The organism is Rhodopseudomonas sp. G2_2311, from assembly GCF_047501505.1.
In the GTDB taxonomy this organism is placed as follows: Bacteria; Pseudomonadota; Alphaproteobacteria; order Rhizobiales; family Xanthobacteraceae; genus Rhodopseudomonas; species Rhodopseudomonas palustris_H.
The window spans coordinates 22,255-38,020 of record NZ_JAZDRK010000021.1; the positions used below are offsets into that span (position 1 = coordinate 22,255).

14 protein-coding genes are annotated in these 15,766 nt (G+C 63.8%); 5 read left to right on the forward strand and 9 right to left on the reverse strand.

The features are described 5' to 3' along the window. Positions 1–35 precede the first annotated feature (35 nt). The 5 genes from VRZ08_RS21195 (at position 36) to VRZ08_RS21215 (ending at position 4,622) form a co-directional block, all read left to right on the forward strand. Entirely contained in the window at positions 36–1,901 is a 1,866-nt protein-coding gene (locus VRZ08_RS21195) for a PAS domain S-box protein (RefSeq protein WP_414533796.1), read from the forward strand. A gap of 73 nt (positions 1,902–1,974) precedes the next feature. Beyond that, positions 1,975–2,388, forward strand: a complete 414-nt coding sequence (locus VRZ08_RS21200; protein ID WP_414533797.1) for a response regulator transcription factor — start codon at positions 1,975–1,977, stop codon at positions 2,386–2,388. Further along, positions 2,385–3,071 (forward strand): response regulator transcription factor, encoded by a 687-nt coding sequence (locus VRZ08_RS21205; RefSeq protein ID WP_414533798.1) that lies wholly within the window; start codon positions 2,385–2,387, stop codon positions 3,069–3,071. Before VRZ08_RS21200 ends, VRZ08_RS21205 begins: the two co-directional genes overlap by 4 nt. A gap of 412 nt (positions 3,072–3,483) precedes the next feature. After that, positions 3,484–4,005 carry a Dps family protein gene (locus tag VRZ08_RS21210; protein WP_414533799.1) on the forward strand — a complete coding sequence of 174 codons (522 nt, stop codon included), beginning with the start codon at positions 3,484–3,486 and terminating at the stop codon, positions 4,003–4,005. Positions 4,006–4,019: 14 nt separating this feature from the next. Beyond that, on the forward strand, positions 4,020–4,622 hold the full coding sequence (locus tag VRZ08_RS21215) for an HdeD family acid-resistance protein (protein ID WP_414533800.1): 603 nt from the start codon (positions 4,020–4,022) through the stop codon (positions 4,620–4,622). A 122-nt stretch (positions 4,623–4,744) separates the two neighbouring features. On the opposite strand, the gene VRZ08_RS21220 is transcribed toward VRZ08_RS21215, so the two are convergent. The 9 genes from VRZ08_RS21220 to VRZ08_RS21260 all read right to left on the reverse strand — a co-directional run bounded on the left by VRZ08_RS21220 (position 4,745) and on the right by VRZ08_RS21260 (position 15,401). Further along, positions 4,745–5,497, reverse strand: coding sequence for a sensor histidine kinase (locus VRZ08_RS21220; protein WP_190273056.1), 753 nt, complete (start codon positions 5,495–5,497; stop codon positions 4,745–4,747). Between the two features lie 235 nt (positions 5,498–5,732). Next, positions 5,733–6,638, reverse strand: coding sequence for a helix-turn-helix domain-containing protein (locus VRZ08_RS21225; RefSeq protein WP_414533801.1), 906 nt, complete (start codon positions 6,636–6,638; stop codon positions 5,733–5,735). 130 nt (positions 6,639–6,768) lie between these two features. Then, a complete protein-coding gene (locus VRZ08_RS21230; protein ID WP_012494985.1) occupies positions 6,769–7,749 on the reverse strand; it encodes an RNA polymerase factor sigma-32 in 981 nt (326 codons plus the stop codon). Between the two features lie 315 nt (positions 7,750–8,064). Then, positions 8,065–8,784 (reverse strand): YoaK family protein, encoded by a 720-nt coding sequence (locus VRZ08_RS21235; RefSeq protein WP_414533802.1) that lies wholly within the window; start codon positions 8,782–8,784, stop codon positions 8,065–8,067. A 120-nt stretch (positions 8,785–8,904) separates the two neighbouring features. After that, positions 8,905–10,041: an oxalate decarboxylase family bicupin gene (locus VRZ08_RS21240; RefSeq protein ID WP_414533803.1), complete on the reverse strand. Its 1,137-nt coding sequence runs from the start codon at positions 10,039–10,041 to the stop codon at positions 8,905–8,907. Positions 10,042–10,221: 180 nt separating this feature from the next. Beyond that, positions 10,222–10,665, reverse strand: coding sequence for a fluoride efflux transporter FluC (locus VRZ08_RS21245; protein WP_414533804.1), 444 nt, complete (start codon positions 10,663–10,665; stop codon positions 10,222–10,224). 2 nt (positions 10,666–10,667) lie between these two features. Then, positions 10,668–11,069: a fluoride efflux transporter CrcB gene (crcB, locus tag VRZ08_RS21250; RefSeq protein WP_414533805.1), complete on the reverse strand. Its 402-nt coding sequence runs from the start codon at positions 11,067–11,069 to the stop codon at positions 10,668–10,670. A 10-nt stretch (positions 11,070–11,079) separates the two neighbouring features. Beyond that, a complete protein-coding gene (locus VRZ08_RS21255; protein WP_414533806.1) occupies positions 11,080–14,229 on the reverse strand; it encodes an efflux RND transporter permease subunit in 3,150 nt (1,049 codons plus the stop codon). Then, the gene (locus VRZ08_RS21260) at positions 14,226–15,401 is read right to left on the reverse strand and encodes an efflux RND transporter periplasmic adaptor subunit (RefSeq protein WP_414533807.1); all 1,176 of its coding nucleotides are present in this window, start codon (positions 15,399–15,401) and stop codon (positions 14,226–14,228) included. The genes VRZ08_RS21255 and VRZ08_RS21260 overlap by 4 nt, the downstream gene beginning before the upstream one ends. Positions 15,402–15,766 lie beyond the last annotated feature (365 nt).

Sequence of the window (15,766 nt, forward strand, 5' to 3'; positions counted from 1 at the left end):
CTGTGGGGATCATCGACCGAAGAAGGCGGCGGGCCGTGTTGGTGGTGGCCGTGGTCGCCGCGGTGCTGATCTTCGTTGCGGATGCGCTGAGTCCGATCGATGGTGCGGTCGCGGTGCTCTACACCGGTGTCGTACTGATGGTCGCGCCGCTAGGCCGCAAGTTCATCGTCGTGGCGGGCTACATCTCGGCGGTGCTGGCGCTCACCGCCTTTGTGTGGGGTCATGCGTCCGATCTGGTCGGCGGCGCATTGCTCCGGCTTGTCGTCAGCCTGATCGCCATCCTCATCACCGTTCTACTGTCGGTGCGCGACCGCTCGGCCCGCGTTTCGCTGGCCGAGCAGGTGAGAATCCTCGAAGCGTCGCACGACACGGTGATCATTCGCGACTCAGCCGGCATCGTGCGTTATTGGAACGAAGGCGCCGAGCGTCTGTACGGCTGGTCCCGCGACGAGGCGATCGGACGTCACTACGCCGAACTGTTCGACGAAAGCGCACCGGTCGACGAAATCGATCGATCGATGCGGGAGGTCGGAAGCTGGTCCGGCGAGGTGGTACGCACGCGTCGCGACGGCGCTCGGTTGATTCTGGCAAGCCGGTGGCTGCAGCGGCGCGACGGGGAGGGACGGGCGATCGGCGTCATCGAAGCCAGTGCCGACCTTACGGAGAGTCGCCGGGCGCAGGCGGAACAGCGCCGATCGGAGCGGCGGTACAGCACCATCTTCAATTCCGCGGGCTTTGCGGCTCTGGAATGCGATCTCAGTGGCGCATTGAGCTTGGTTCTGTCGGCCGGGTCCGACGTGGCGGCGTCGTTGCGCGCGGATCCGGCGCTGCTGGCGGCCGCGGTCGAACGCATCGTGATCTGCGAGGCCAATCCGGCCGCTCTCGACATGTTCGACGCCGACGGCCCCGGAGAACTGGTCGTCGCCGAACTGCTGGCCTTCTCGATCCCGGATGCTCGGCAGGCACTCGAGACGATCTTCGTCGCATTCAGCACCGGGGCCACGCAGATCGAGACCGAGACGCGCTTCATCACGCGGCGCGGACGGACAATCGACGCGGTGCTGCGGTTGTCGGTTCTGCCAGACGGGACCGACTGGTCACGCGTCTTGCTAATGGCGATCGACGTGACCGAACGCAACGAGGCGCGGACCAAGATCGAACGCATTTCCGCGGAACTCGCCCACGCCGGGCGGGTCTCTGTGCTCGGCCAACTCGCGGCGTCGATCGCCCACGAGGTCAATCAGCCGCTCGCCGCCATCATCAACTACGGCAAATCGGGCAAACGCTGGCTGGTGCGGCCGACCTCGGACATCGGCGAGGTCGCCGATTGCCTCGACAAGATCGTGTCGAATGCCAACCGCGCGGCCGAGGTCGTCGGCCGCGTTCGCTTTCTCGCCCGCAAATCCGCCCCGCTGACGGATTCGGTCGACCTGGTCGTGATGCTCCAGGACGCCATCGAGTTGCTGAGACGGGAAATCCACAGTGTAAAGGCGACCGTGCGTGTCGAACTCAGCACGCCGATCGCGATGATCGACTGTGACCGGGTTCAGGTGCAGCAGGTCTTCGTCAATCTGCTGATGAATGCGCTGCAAGCGATGCGGGGGATCGACGGACATCGCCAGATCCTGGTCCGCATCGAGGACGCCGGCGACTCCTTGACCGTTGCCGTGTGTGACACCGGGGTCGGCATTGCGGGCGAACCCGCTCGAATCTTCGAACCGTTCTTCTCGACGAAATCCGACGGAATGGGCCTTGGACTGTCGATCTGCCGGACCATCATCGAAGGCCAGGGCGGCCAGATCCAGGCGTCGAACAACGACGGACCGGGTGCCACCGTGGCGTTCACTTTGCTGCGCAATAACCCGGACGAGGGGCGCCACAATCGCCGTCTCATATCTTGATATGATGGGTTACGCTGGCCAAAGCCGCCATACCATTGGCGGGCCGGTTTCGCGGATGCGGCGGGAGACAATTTTGGCGCAGGGACACACCATCTGCATCGTGGATGACGACGACGACGTTCGAGAGAGCATCTCCAGCTTCTTTCGCTCGGTCGGGCTCCAGGTCGTCGGCTTCGGCACCGCGGAGAAGTGCCTGTCGTCTGCGACGATCGATGATGCCGCGTGCCTGATCACGGACCTGCACATGCCCGGAATGAACGGGCTCGGATTGCATCGCGAGCTGCTGCGCCGCGGCGTCCATGTGCCGGTCATCGTGATGACCGCTTATTCGACGCCTGAGGCCCACGCAGAAGCCAGCCATCTCGGCGCCGCAGGTTTCGTCGAGAAGCCGGTCGATCCCGAAATCCTGCTGCAGAACGTCGAAACGATTTTGCGGGAGTCATCGGCTCATGATCGCGAGCCGGATTCGCCGGAGACGAATTCATGACCGAGAAGCCCGGCGATTCACGGCAATCTCTGATCTGCGTCGTCGATGACGACGAAGACGTCCGCAGCTCGATCAGCAGCCTGCTGCGCTCGGTCGGCTATCGGGTGAAGACTTTCGCCGGACCGCAGGACTTTCTCGCCTCCGACGCCGTCGACGACGCCTCTTGCCTGATTCTGGATATCCGGCTCGGCGAAGCGGACGGCCTGGAATTTCAGCAGGAACTCGTCGCAGCCGATACGCCGATCCCGATCATCCTCATCTCGGGTCACGGCGACATTCCCATGACGGTCCGGGCGATGAAGGCAGGCGCCGTCAACTTCCTTCCCAAACCTTTCGACGAGGCGGCGCTGCTCGTCGGTGTCCGCGAGGCCGTGTCCCGCGCGCAGCAGAAGCGGAGCGAGGCGGACCGTGATCATAGTCTTCGCATGCACTACGAATCGCTGACGTCGCGCGAACGCGAGGTGATGGGGCTTGTCACGGCCGGCTTGATGAACAAGCAGATCGCCTGGCAACTGTCGCTCAGCGAGATCACGGTCAAGATTCACCGCGGCAACATGATGCGCAAGATGCAGGCGAAGTCTCTTGCAGAGCTGGTCCGGATGGCCGACGCGCTTGGCGTCCGGGCGGCGCCCGCTGCTCAGCTCGACGGCCGCCGACGCGAACCGCCGTCGTCGCAACATTAGCTCTGCGTCTATCCCGTTCGGATTTAGGTAAGCCTCGGCGGCTCGTTTGGGCGCCCCGCCGGCGCGTGCCGACGCGAAGGGCGCTTCGTCCGTCAGGGGTCATTGTCGCTCGGTGATCCGGCAGGCAGGTGAATCGTGCGGCAGACGCATCGTGTCTGCTACTAGATCGACGATCACGCGAACCTGTCGGCCGCTGACGAAGCGCGAGACCCGACGTCGTTCGTGATTTCCCGCTGATGTCCTCGAAGTGCTGTTGCGCAAGCGCAGTGCTGATCCGGAACGGCTTCTGGCCCTGCGTTGCCAGATCGATATGACGCCGCGCTCGAAAGGTCGCGTAGCTACCCCGACCTCACGCCAGCGCTTTGGCCAGCCAATCACGCTCCTCCCTCCGACCGATGAAAGGATCCCCCACATGCACCTGCCCCTCGTCCGCCCCAATCTGGATAGTCCGACGGATCTCTCGTCCGAGGCCATACGCGACATTGCTGCCGCGTTGCGCGCCCTGCTGGCCGATGTCTTCGCCATCTATCTGAAGACGAAGAATTTCCACTGGCACATGTCCGGTCCGCACTTTCGCGACTACCATCTAATGCTCGACGAACAGTCGGACCAGATCTTCGGCATGACGGATCCGATCGCCGAACGTTCCCGCAAGATCGGGGGCACGGCGCTGCATTCGATCGGGCACATCGCCCGGACCCAGCGCATTCTCGACAACGACGCCGACTACGTCGATACGCAAGACATGCTGGCCGAGCTTCGCGGCGACAATCAACAGCTGACCGTCGAGCTGCGCCGCTTGCACGGGCTTTGCGACCAATATGGCGATATCGCGACGGCGAGCCTCATCGAGAACTGGATCGACGAAGCTGAGCGGCGCGTCTGGTTTCTCTACGAAGCTGGCCGGCACGGCCATAATTCGCAAGGCGAATAGACGGGAGGCACCACATGACAATGACTTCCGAGGCGAGCCCTTCGCTCGGCAGCGCGCCCCGAACCCTGGACGGCAAATGGGGCTGGTTCATCGCGATCGGCTTGATCGATCTGATCGTCGGTGGGATCGCATCCACCAACCTGATGCTGGCCAATCTGGCGTCCGTGGTGGTGATCGGCGCGACGATGATCGTCAGCGGCATTTCCCAGATCGTGCATGCCTTTTCGGCTCGCGGGCCGCGAGGCGCGGCGTTCTGGTTTTTGAGCAGCCTGATCTATACGGTCGCCGGGGCGCTCATCGTGTACGATCCGCTGCTGGCGTCGCTCGAACTTGCGCTGCTGGGAGGATTCTTCCTGGCGAGCATGGGCGTGATGCGCACCATTGCCGGGATCAAGATGCGGCACGCAGGAGGGTGGGGCTGGATCGCTGCTGCCGGCATCGTCACCTTCGCAACTGGCGTCGTACTCATTGTCGGATCGCCGGGGATCGGTCTTTGGCTGTTTGGTGCGTTGCTGGTCGTCGACCTCATCGTGCAGGGTTGGGGTAACCTCGCCTTTGGCATCGCCATCAAGGTGCGGGAGCTGCGGGCGGCGCGACGCAGTCGTCATCCAGCCTAGCAGCCGCTGTCCGGCGGGGCACTTGGTGCTCCGCCGGCTGCTAGTCTGTTGAAGCACTTCCCGGCCGAAGACGTTTGGTCGCCAACTTTTGGCTGCCTCCAGGACCTTCGGTGGTGCAGAGGTCAGCGTGTCACATCGAGATGAAACGAGAGCGTGCTGCCGATCCCAGGCCGGGAGCGCGCCTCGAGCTTGCCGCCATGCGCTTCGATGATGGCGCGCGCGATCGTCAGGCCGAGGCCTTTCTTGGCCGGACGGGTCGAGAAGAGCGGCTCGAACACGCGAGCCACGGTGTCCGCTTCCATTCCTGTTCCAGTATCGCTGATGCTGCAATGGACCGCGCTGCCGACATGCCGGATAGCGATCGACAGGCGTCGGTCTCTGCCTTCGGTGACGGCCATCGCGTCGATTGCGTTGCCGATGAGGTTGAGCAGGACCTGTTGGATTTGCACGGGATCGGCTCTCACCAAACTGCGTACCGCAGGGAGCTCGGTTTCGACCGCGATCCGATGCCGTTCGATATCCCTGGCGACGTTCCTCAGCATGGCTTCAAGCAGATCCTCGATCAGAACGGGCGCAAATGACGGTGCGGCGTGAACAGCCAGCGCTTGCAAGGACCGTGCTATGGCGACGGCACGAAGCGCCGCGTCACGCATGCGTTCCAGACCCCGGATGACTTCCCCGAGCTCGGCTTGCGGCCGGTCGAGCCAGCGAAGCGCCGCCTCCGCATCGAACACCAGGCTGGTGAGTGGATGATGGAGCTCCCGCGACATCACCGCGGAATAATGTCCAACGGCCGCCATTTCGTCGGACCTGGTCGCATTCACAGGCTTCACCGCATCGCCGATGCCATTGCAACTGCGGCTGTCAGGTGACAAGCGGAGGTCGCTCAGGGCCGAATTTTCGCCGGACCAGCACATCTGAGGGGTGCGGGACGTGCAGGGGGCCGAAGCTGGCGGTTCTCGCATCCTTGCATTCCTTCGAAATCGGAGCGGCGCGCCGACGTCTCCGCCGGCAGCCTTTCCTCCATCGTGATGATGCTCGGCACAGAACCTTGCGTCTTGAACGAAATGCGAATCCGGTTGTGCAGATTGGGAACTGCGTGACGCTTTCTCACCGCAGATGGTCGCGCCACGCCCTCGGCGTCGCGCCGGTCTCGCGGGCGAAGACCCGTGTGAAATGACTCTGGTCGGCGAAGCCGCAAGCTACCGCGATCTCGGCGAGCGAAAGTCTGCCTTCGACGATCAGGCGCTTGGCGGTTTCGACGCGCATCTTCAGCAGCCAGCGATGCGGTGTCGTCCCGGTGGCTTCGGCAAACTGCCGCGCGAAATAGCTCGGCGTCAGCCCGCATTCGGCGGCGATCTCGGCAATCGAAACGTCACCGTCCAGACGGCTCGCGATCAGGTCCTTGGCTCTCCGCAGTCGCCAGCCCGACAGTCCCTTCGCCAGTACCCGCGGCTCGATCGCGACGCCGTAAGTGCCGGCAATGTGGGCACAGAGCGCCAGCATCGTGTGATCGAGGAAGAGCCGGTTGGCCTCCGTGGGGCGCTCGAGCGCGGGAAGCATCGCCATCCCCAGATGCAGCATCGTCGGATCGAAGAAGCCCTGGCCGCTCTGCACGCGGAGTTCGTCGATCGCTCTCACGCCGCTGGCTGCGGCAAGGTCGGAAAAGTACTGTCGCGGAATATGGAAATGAAGGAAATCGAACGGATCCTCCAGCTTGGCTTCGACGCCGTTGCGAAGGTCGAAGAAGACGCTGTGATTCCTGAGCAGATCGGTCTGCGGGGTGGTTCGGCCGCCGAGCCAGAGCTCACCCTTCTGATAGTCGATCAATTCGATCGTCAGCGCGTAGCCCTCTTCGGGCGGCACCGGTGCGACCATTCCGAATCCGGGGCCTCCGATCAAGCGGGCCACCGTGACGTCGCTTTGCGCCTTTCCCTTCACCAGCAGTGATGTGACCGAACACTGCCCGCGCCAATGCTCGTCCAGCCGTGTGCCGTAAAACTCGGCGCTGCTCATCCGCGTTCCTTGCTGGGTTTGGCGGCCCGGCGGGGCCGCCTGTCGACACGCTGAGGGTTACTCGGCGGTTCGTCGGCCGGAGTGCAGGATGAGCGGTGCTCATTCCGAACGGTTGGGCGCGGTCCATTCGTCACGAGGCGTGCGCCATCTGCTCCATTCCAAGTTGGCGGCTCTGGATGGCCGGATGCGGATGTCGGTCGATCCTGCCGCGGGCAACTTGCTGGGCCGTGCCGCAATGCCGCCGCGCCGCTGTCGCCACCTTGGCGAACGCACGCGCCTCGATCTGCCGGACCCGTTCGGCAGAAAGCGAGAGCGACTGACCGATGGCCTCGAAGCTGGCGGGGCGGTCGCCCAGATGCCGCGCCGAAAAGATGTAGCGCTCACGCGCGTCGAGCTGCACCAGCGCGTCCCGGAGCGCGCCGCGCTGACGATCGAGCTCGTCGTGGCCTGCCAGAATAGCTTCGGCATTCGGCGAGTCATCGGCGATCAAATCCTGCCACTCGCCGCTCTCGTCGAGGTCCGACAGCGGTGCGTTCAACGACAGATCGCCCGACAGGCGCTGCTCCATCTCGATGACCTCTCGCAGAGGGACATCGAGTGAGGTCGAGATCTGCTCCGCCAGGTCCTTGGTGAGGGCGCCGTGGTGGTCGGGCCTCAGCCGGCGGATCTCGCCGCGGAGACGGAAGAACAGCTTCTTCTGCGCCGGCGTTCGACCGATGCGCACCAGCGACCACGACCTGACGATGTGATCGTAGATCGCCGACCGGATCCACCACACCGCGCAGGTTGCAAAGCGTGCGCCGCGCGTCGGATCGAATTTGTCGAGCGCCATCATCAGGCCGAGATTGGCTTCGGCGATCAGGTCGCCGATCGGAAATCCGTAGCGTCGGTAGTTGCGGGCCAGCTTGGCCGCGAGTCGGAGATGGCTGGTGATCAGCACGTCAGCCGCCGCTTTGTCGCGAGCGGTGTGCCAGCGCTGCCACAACCGCGCCTCTTCGTCCGGTTCGAGCACCGGATAGCGGCCGATCGCCCGCATGTAGTCTTGCTCGTCGAACAGCACGGAATTGACGTGTGTCGATGCGGGCGCCGCCATAGGAAACGATGAGGCCATGGTAATCTCCACTACCGATGCTGAACTCTAGTAAGCAAGGTAGCGAGGCCCGCTTCCACTGAACATTAAATCTAGGTGTTAAGGGGGCGGCGGAACGAATGATCTGCGCTTCATCCCGTCGCGTCCAACGGACGAGGCTGGATATCCGACCTGAACGACATTGCCGCGCGCGAAATGCACAAGGCATCGTTCATTTCGACAAGACGGAACGGCGAACCGATGCCGAAGATGCGTCCGGCCACTCACGACTCATCTATCCGATGGTACGCGCCCGATGGCTGTCGGCTTGACAGCCCTGTCGGATGCGCCAGCCCGTTACGGGCTGGTCGACCGCCGCCGTGAGTCGGCGATCGGGTTCGGCGGGTCGAACTGGTCGGACGCCGCGCCGATTGCGAGAGCCAACAGCACCCCAGCGGCCCCCGACAGTGCGTCGATCAGGCCGAAATATCCCAGTGCCAGGGTGCCCAGAACGACGCCGAGGAGAAAGGCGCTCCATGAGGCGCCATAGGCCAGCGCCCGAGCCGCGCCTCCTCGGCCCTGAGCCAGATGTGCCAGAGCCTTGCCGAGATTGAACAGAAAGCCGGTGATGAAGCTCTTGCCGAGTTCGGCGCCGGCGATCGTCTCATGAGCGGCGTTCTGAATACCCATCGCGACGCAGATCGGAAGCAGCGCGGCGTAGCTTGTGGTGTCGAGGCTCAGAGCGATCGTCGACAGCAGCAGGGCGGTCTCCGTGGCCAGGACCGCAGTCAGCTTGAAGCGACTAACGGCGTTAGCTATCAACGATCCGATGAATGCGCCTGCGACGAATCCGATGATCACCACGACGCAGGGCACCAAGAGCTCCCGATCGCCTTTGGCAATCGCAATGCCCAGGCGGGTGCTGTTGCCGCTCATGAACGAGACGTACAGGCCGGCCAAATGGGTGTAGCCCACGGCGTCGAGGTATCCCGCCATGCACGTCAGCGACAGTGCAAACACGCCGTGGAGCATCGACCTTGCGCCGGCACCGTTCGCGGTCTCCAGCGCTGCTGCCATGTCGGCATCCGACGGCATCGTGGCCACTCTCTCTGGATGTCGGCTCCGCACTCGGACGAGAACCAACGATGCTTGCGCGCGATTATTTCGCACGCAGGCATCAGTCGGGCTCGCCCGGTGTCAGCGCGTCACGGAACGTGGGTTTGGATTGAGCGCCGCCATCGCGATGTCGTCGAGCTCGAGGTGGCCGCGCACCAGATCCGGCGGTGTCAGCGCCAGCCACTGATTGAGCGGAACGTCCTTGAACAGAGGCTTGTTGAAGACGTTCAGCACGCGCACCGGCGTGGTGCCGATGTTCTCGATGTAGTGCGCGAGGGTCTTCGGCACATAGCCGACATCGCCGGCGCGATAGTTGAACGTCCGCGCCTTGGAAGTGGCGTCGAACACCGTCATCCGGGCCTCGCCCTGGATGTAGTATTGCCATTCGTCGGCGTCGGGGTGCCAATGAATCTCGCGGAGCGCGCCGGGCTCGAGATCGATGATCAGCGCCGCCATGTTGGTCACCGGGAAGTTGCGGACGTCGATCACCGTGGTCTTGCCGCCGTCCCACTGCGTTGGCGTGAAGTCGCCGCCGTGCACCGTGAACGGCATGGCAGGGCGGTTCTTCGGCAGCTTCGCCATCACCTCGCCGAGCGGCGGCGGCACCGGCAGCGGGAAGATGTACTTTTCCTTCGGCGGCAGATTGGCGAAATGCGTCGCCGGGATGCCGAAGTTCTTGGCGACGACCTCGATCGGCATGTGCGCCATCAGCTCGGTCACCAGCAGCGTCTCGTTCTCGGAGAAGTTGCCGTCGTCGAACACCAGCAGAAACTCGCAGCCTTCCGCGTGCGCCTGGATCGAATGCGGGATGCCGGAGGGAAACAGCCAGATGTCACCGGCCTTCAGGTCGTCGACGAAGACGCCGCGATCGGCATCGACGGCGGTGACGCGGCAGCGGCCCTCGAGCACGTAGCCCCATTCGGCCTCCTTGTGCCAATGCAGCTCACGGACCACGCCGGGGCCGAGGCGCATGTCGACGCCAGCCATGCCCTTGGCCGCAGGCAATTCCCGGACCGTGACTTCGCGCGCCCAGCCGCCGGCTTCGAGCCGGTTGTGCGCCATGCCGAACGAAAACTTCAGGTTCGGGATCGAGCCATTGTCGGTTGGTGGCGGGACCAGAATGTCGGGGTTCTGCAGATCCAATTCGATATTGCGCGGGCCGGGATCGTCGGCGCCGTAGCTGCCGCGGATCGGTTGAGGTTTGGTTGATGTCGGCATTGCGTGTCTCCGCTGCATTGGGTTGAGCCGGGTGTCTCGGCGCGCCGTTGAGGGCCGTCGAGCGAGTGGCGCTGCTCAAGTGAGACGGATGCGCCGCGCTACGCTTGTCCAATTGCACGCCGAGTTTGCAGAGGTTCCGCTATCGAACGATCGCGCAGGGCGGGTTGTGAACGGCATACGTCATGACAGCGCCCGGCATTCTTCGATCGTCTTGACCTCAGCGCCAGGCTCGAACGAACGGCCCAATCGATATCCGCCTGCGGCAGCGAGCAGTGAGAGTGTGACGACGCCGGTCACATAGGCGATTCCCAAGAGCGGGTGACGATCCAGAATGAGCGTGAATGTCTCCAGACCCATCAGCGACCGCGTCGTGAAGCCGCCGCAGAATCCCGCCATCACGAACTGACGCGACACCTCGCTCGCGGGGAAAGCCCCGCGCCGATCCGTCAGCGTGGCGTAAAGCGCGATGATGAACGAGCCGACGATATTGACGACGGCGGTCGCGATCAGATCGCCGCCGCCTCCGACATCCATGATAATCGCCGCCGAGGCGAACCGCGACAGCGCCCCGAGTGCGCTGCCGAGCGCGACGGCGGTGCAGAGAACGATGCGCGAGGCCGGCATGGTCAGGCTCCTCCGCCCACGGCCCAGATCGTGCCGAAATAGCTCAGTGCCACGGCGATCAGACACAGCGTGGTCGATGCGATCACGTTCAGCACGGCGAGCCCCGCGCGACGGTCGAGCACCAGGTTGATGGTCTGCAGACTGAACGACGACACCGTGGTGTAGCCGCCGAGCACGCCGGTGATGATCAGATCTCGTGTGAGCAAGCTGTCGAATGCGCCCGCATAGACCCGGGCGCAGCCGACGAAGACGCCGATGAGCAACGCGCCGGTGACGTTGACGACGAGTGTGCCCCAGGGGAACGTCGTACCCCATCGCAGTCCGACCGCATCCGAAACGACGAAGCGGGAAGCGCCTCCGATGGCGCCGCCGACACCGACCAACAAACAGGCTTCGAGCGTCATTGTCTGCACCTCAAATGCTCGACGGCGGAGGCGTGTTGATGTCATCGATCGGCAGCGCAGGCGGCGTCGTGGGCGTGCCGGCGCGCGATCGCAGCCGCGCGATGCGGTCTCCGAGCGCGTCGAGATAGAGATAGACGACGGGCGTCGTGTACAGTGTCAGCACTTGCGACAGCAGCAGTCCGCCGACGATGGCGGTGCCGAGCGGCTGCCGCAGCTCCGATCCGGTGCCGGAGCCGAGCATCAACGGCAGGCCGCCCAGAATCGCCGCCGTTGTGGTCATCAGGATCGGGCGGAATCGCAAAGTGCAGGCCTGATAGATCGAATCTTCTGCCGACAGTCCGCGAGTGCGCCGGACGTCGAGCGCGAAATCTACCAACATGATGCCGTTCTTTTTGACGATGCCGATCAGCAGGATGATGCCGATCAGCGCGATCACGCTCAGATCTATCTTCATCGCGATCAGTAGCAGCAGTGCGCCGATGCCGGCCGACGGCAAGGTCGAAAGGATTGTGATCGGATGGATCAGGCTCTCGTACAGCACGCCGAGGATGATGTAGATCACGATCAGCGCGAGGCCGATCAGCAGCGGCGTGCCGGCCAGAGACGATTGAAATGCCTGGGCGTTGCCCTGGAATGAGGTCGCCAGCGCCGCCGGCTTGCCGGATGACTTTTCGAAAGCCTTGATCGCCGCCACGGCATCGCCGAGTGCGATCCCGGGCTGCAGGTTGAACGACAGCGTCACCGAGGGGAACATGCTCTGGTGATTGATCAGGATCGGGCTCGGCACGATCTTGCTGGTCACCAGCGTGCTGAGCGGCACCTGCTGGCCGCCCGACGATGGCACGTAGATCCGTTGCAACGCATCTGGGCCGTATTGGTAGCGCGGATCGACCTCCAGGATGACGTGATACTGGTTCAGCGAGGTGAACATCGTCGAGACGATGCGCTGGCCGAAGGCATCGTCGAGTGTATTGTCGATCGTACTTGGGAGGATGCCGAAGCTGGAGGCGACCTGGCGGTCGACCGTGATGTCCAGCCGCGGTCCCGCATTTGCCTGATCGCTGGCGACGTCAGAGATGCCCGGGATCTGCTTGAGCTTAGCGAGATAGATCGTCGCCCAATGGGCCAGCTCGGCGGAGTCGGCATCCGTCAGCGTGTACTGATACTGTGTCTTCGACAGCCGGGCGCCGATCGTGATGTCCTGTGCCGACTGCATGTAAAGCTCGACACCCTGAATGCGGGCCAGCTCCGGCTTGAGCCGGGCGATGATCTGGTCGGCGCTGACATTGCGCTGCGCGCGTGGCTTCAGGATGATGAAGATGCGGCCTTGATTCAGCGTCGCGGTCGGGCCGCCCGGCCCGATATAGCTGGCGACCGACTGCACCGCCGGATCCTTCAGCAGCACGCCGACGATCGCCTGCTGGCGCTCGGACATCGCCGGAAACGAAATGTCCTGTGAGGCTTCGGTGATGCCGACGATCTGCCCGGTGTCCTCCTGCGGGAAGAAGCCCTTTGGGATCACGATATAGAGGTAGCCGGTCAGCGCGATGGTGGAGAGCATCACCATCAGCGTCGAGAAGCGATGCCGCAGCACAACGCGCAATCCGCGTGCGTACAGCGCCAACAGCGACTCGAACGCCCGCTCGACGACCAGGTAGATCCGTCCGTGCCGCTTGTGGGTCTCGTCCTTCAAAAGCCGGGCGCACATCATCGGCGTCAAGGTCAGCGAGATGATCAGCGACAGGATCAGCGAGGCGGTGATGGTGACGGCGAATTCCTGGAACAGCTTGCCGACATAGCCGCCCATCAGGAACAGCGGGATGAACACCGCGATCAGCGACAGCGTGATCGACACGATGGTGAAGCCGATCTCGCCCGATCCCTTGATCGCCGCCTGCATCGGGCTGAGGCCGTTCTCGATATGGCGGACGATGTTCTCGATCACCACCACGGCGTCGTCGACCACGAACCCGACCGCGATGGAGAGCGCCATCAATGACAGATTGTCCAGGCTGTAGCCGAGCAGATAGAGCACCGCAAAGCTGCCGACCAGCGATAGCGGCACAGTGACAGCCGGAATCACCGTCGCCCAGATGTTGCGCAGAAACAGGAAGATCACCATGACGACGAGGCCGATGGTCAGTAGCAGCGTGTGCTGCACGTCCGAGACCGCGGCGCGGATCGTCTGCGTCCGGTCGGCCGCGATCGTCACCTTGATGGCGGGAGGCAACGACGCCTGGAGCTGGGGCAGCAGCGCCTTGATCCGGTCGACCGTCGCGATGACATTGGCGCCCGGCACGCGCTGAACCGCCAAAATGATGGCGCGATCCTTGTTGTACCAGCCCGCCAGCAGGTCGTTCTCCGGCCCTTCCACCGCTTTGCCAATGTCGCGGATCCGCACCGGCGATCCGTTGCGATAGGCAATGATCAGCGCGTCATATTGGTCCGGCTTGAGCAGCTGGTCGTTGGTGTTGAGGGTGTAGGTGACGCGCGGGCTGTTGAGCGTGCCTTTGGGCAGTTCGACATTGGCGCCGGCGACGACGCTGCGGACCTCCTCGAGGCTCAGGCCGCGCGCCGCCAAGGCCTCAGGATCGACCTGGATGCGGATCGCCGGCTTCTGCTGGCCGCCGATGCCGACCAGCCCGACGCCGGGAATCTGCGAGATCTTCGGCAGCAGGATGTTTTCCGCATAGGCGTCGACGGTGGTGAGCGGCAGGCTGTCGGACGTCAGTGCCAGCAGCATCACCGGCGTTTCGGCCGGGTTCACTTTGCGGATCGTCGGCGGGTAGGGGATATTCGGTGGCAGGTAGGGACTCGCGGCGTTGATTGCGGCCAACACGTCTGTCGCTGCGCTGTCGATGTTCCGCGACAAATCGAACTGCACGATCAGCTGCGCGACGCCGAGCGCGCTCGAGGACGTCATCTGCACGACGCCGGGGATCTGGCTGAGCTGTTGCTCCAGCGGCGTCGCGATCGACGAGGCGATGGTCTGCGGATCGGCGCCCGGCAGCTGCGCAGAGATCTGGATGGTCGGATAATTGACGTTCGGCAGAGCGCCGACCGGGAGAAGCCGATAAGTCGCAAGGCCGCACAGCAGCAGGCCGAGCATCAACAGCGACGTCGCGATTGGACGGCTGATGAAGGGAGCCGAGAGATTCATGGCAGGGCGTCCTGAATGGCGCTCTGCAGATCGGCTTCCTGCGCCGCCTTGCCATGCAGCGGCCGAATTTGGCTTCCGTCTCTCAGTCGATACTGGCCGTCGACCACCACCGTCTCGTCGCCGGCAAGGCCGGAGTCGATCAGCGCCTGTCCACGGCTGATTTGACCGATTGTCACAGGCCGCATCTCGGCGGTGCCCAACGGTGAGACCACGTAGATGTAGGAGCCATTCGGCCCCTGCTGCACGGCGGAGCCAGCGATGGTGACGGCATTCTTTCGCGTCGTCAGCAGCAGATTGACGGTGACCAACTGGCCCGGCCACAGTCGATGCTCGGTGTTGGCGAACTCCGCCTTGAGCTGCACGGTGCCGGTCGCCTGGTCGATCTGGTTGTTGACTAGCAGAAGCTTGCCTTCGTCGAGCCTGGTCCGGCCGTCTTGAGTATAGGCGATCACCGGGAGGGAGCCCTTGGCCATCTGAGTCTGAATCCGGGGTAGATCGGCTTCGGGCAAAGCGAACAGAACGGAGATCGGCTCGATCTGGGTCACCACCACCAAACCATTGGGATCGGTCGGATGAATGATATTTCCGATATCGATTTGCCGAACGCCAGTGATGCCGGGGATCGGCGAGGTTAGGCGGGTGTAGCCGCGCTGAACGTTGGCCTGATCGATCGCCGCCTGGTCGGCCTCTACGGCAGCCTGAAGCTGAGAGACCTTCGCCTGCTGGGTCTCGATCGCTTGGGTGCTGGCGAAGCCCTTGTCGCCGAGCTGAGTATCTCGATCGAGATTTGCCTTGGCATTGGCGAGGTGGGCAGCGTCGCGGTCGCGATTAGCGGTCAGCTGTGCGATCTGCGCCTGATAGGGACGCGGATCGATCTGCGCCAACAGGTCGCCGGCTTTGACGAATTGCCCTTCGGTGAAATCGATCGCGGTGAGCTGGCCCTGGATCTGGCTGCGGACCACATCGGTGTTGTAGGCGACGACGGTCCCGATGCCGCGCAAATAGATCGGCACATCGCTGCGTGTGACCCTCGCGGTAATCACCGGCACCGCTGCGCTCGGCACCGGCACCACGGCTGATGCTGCGACGGACTCGTCTTGTCGGATGTACCAGAGGCTTGCCGCAAGCGCGGCTCCGGCCAGCGTGGAGGCGAGAATGACGGATTTGCGCATGGTCAACGTCCTTGCGAGCCTGACGAATTAACGCCGCACCGTGCCGCTGTCCGAGCCGCGGCTTCGACGCCTGCAGGCGGGGCAAGCGGAGCGCAATCGGCGGTGCATTACAGCCGGAGATCGATCAGACAGTTGGACTGCGGTGCCGCGCGATTTTGCAAGTTTGCACGGCACAGGCGCTCCATAGCGGGCCTGAGAGCATCGCAGCCCTGCTCGGCACGTCGCGTGGGCCTTGGATGAACCAGTCTTGTGATTCGGCGCGCGGCTTTCCACCTGCTCGAAGCTTTCAATCGGTGAAGGCGGGACTCGCGGTGCGGTGGTCGCGCCGCATCGCTGATCCTTCACAGCTCAGTCAGGGAATAGGG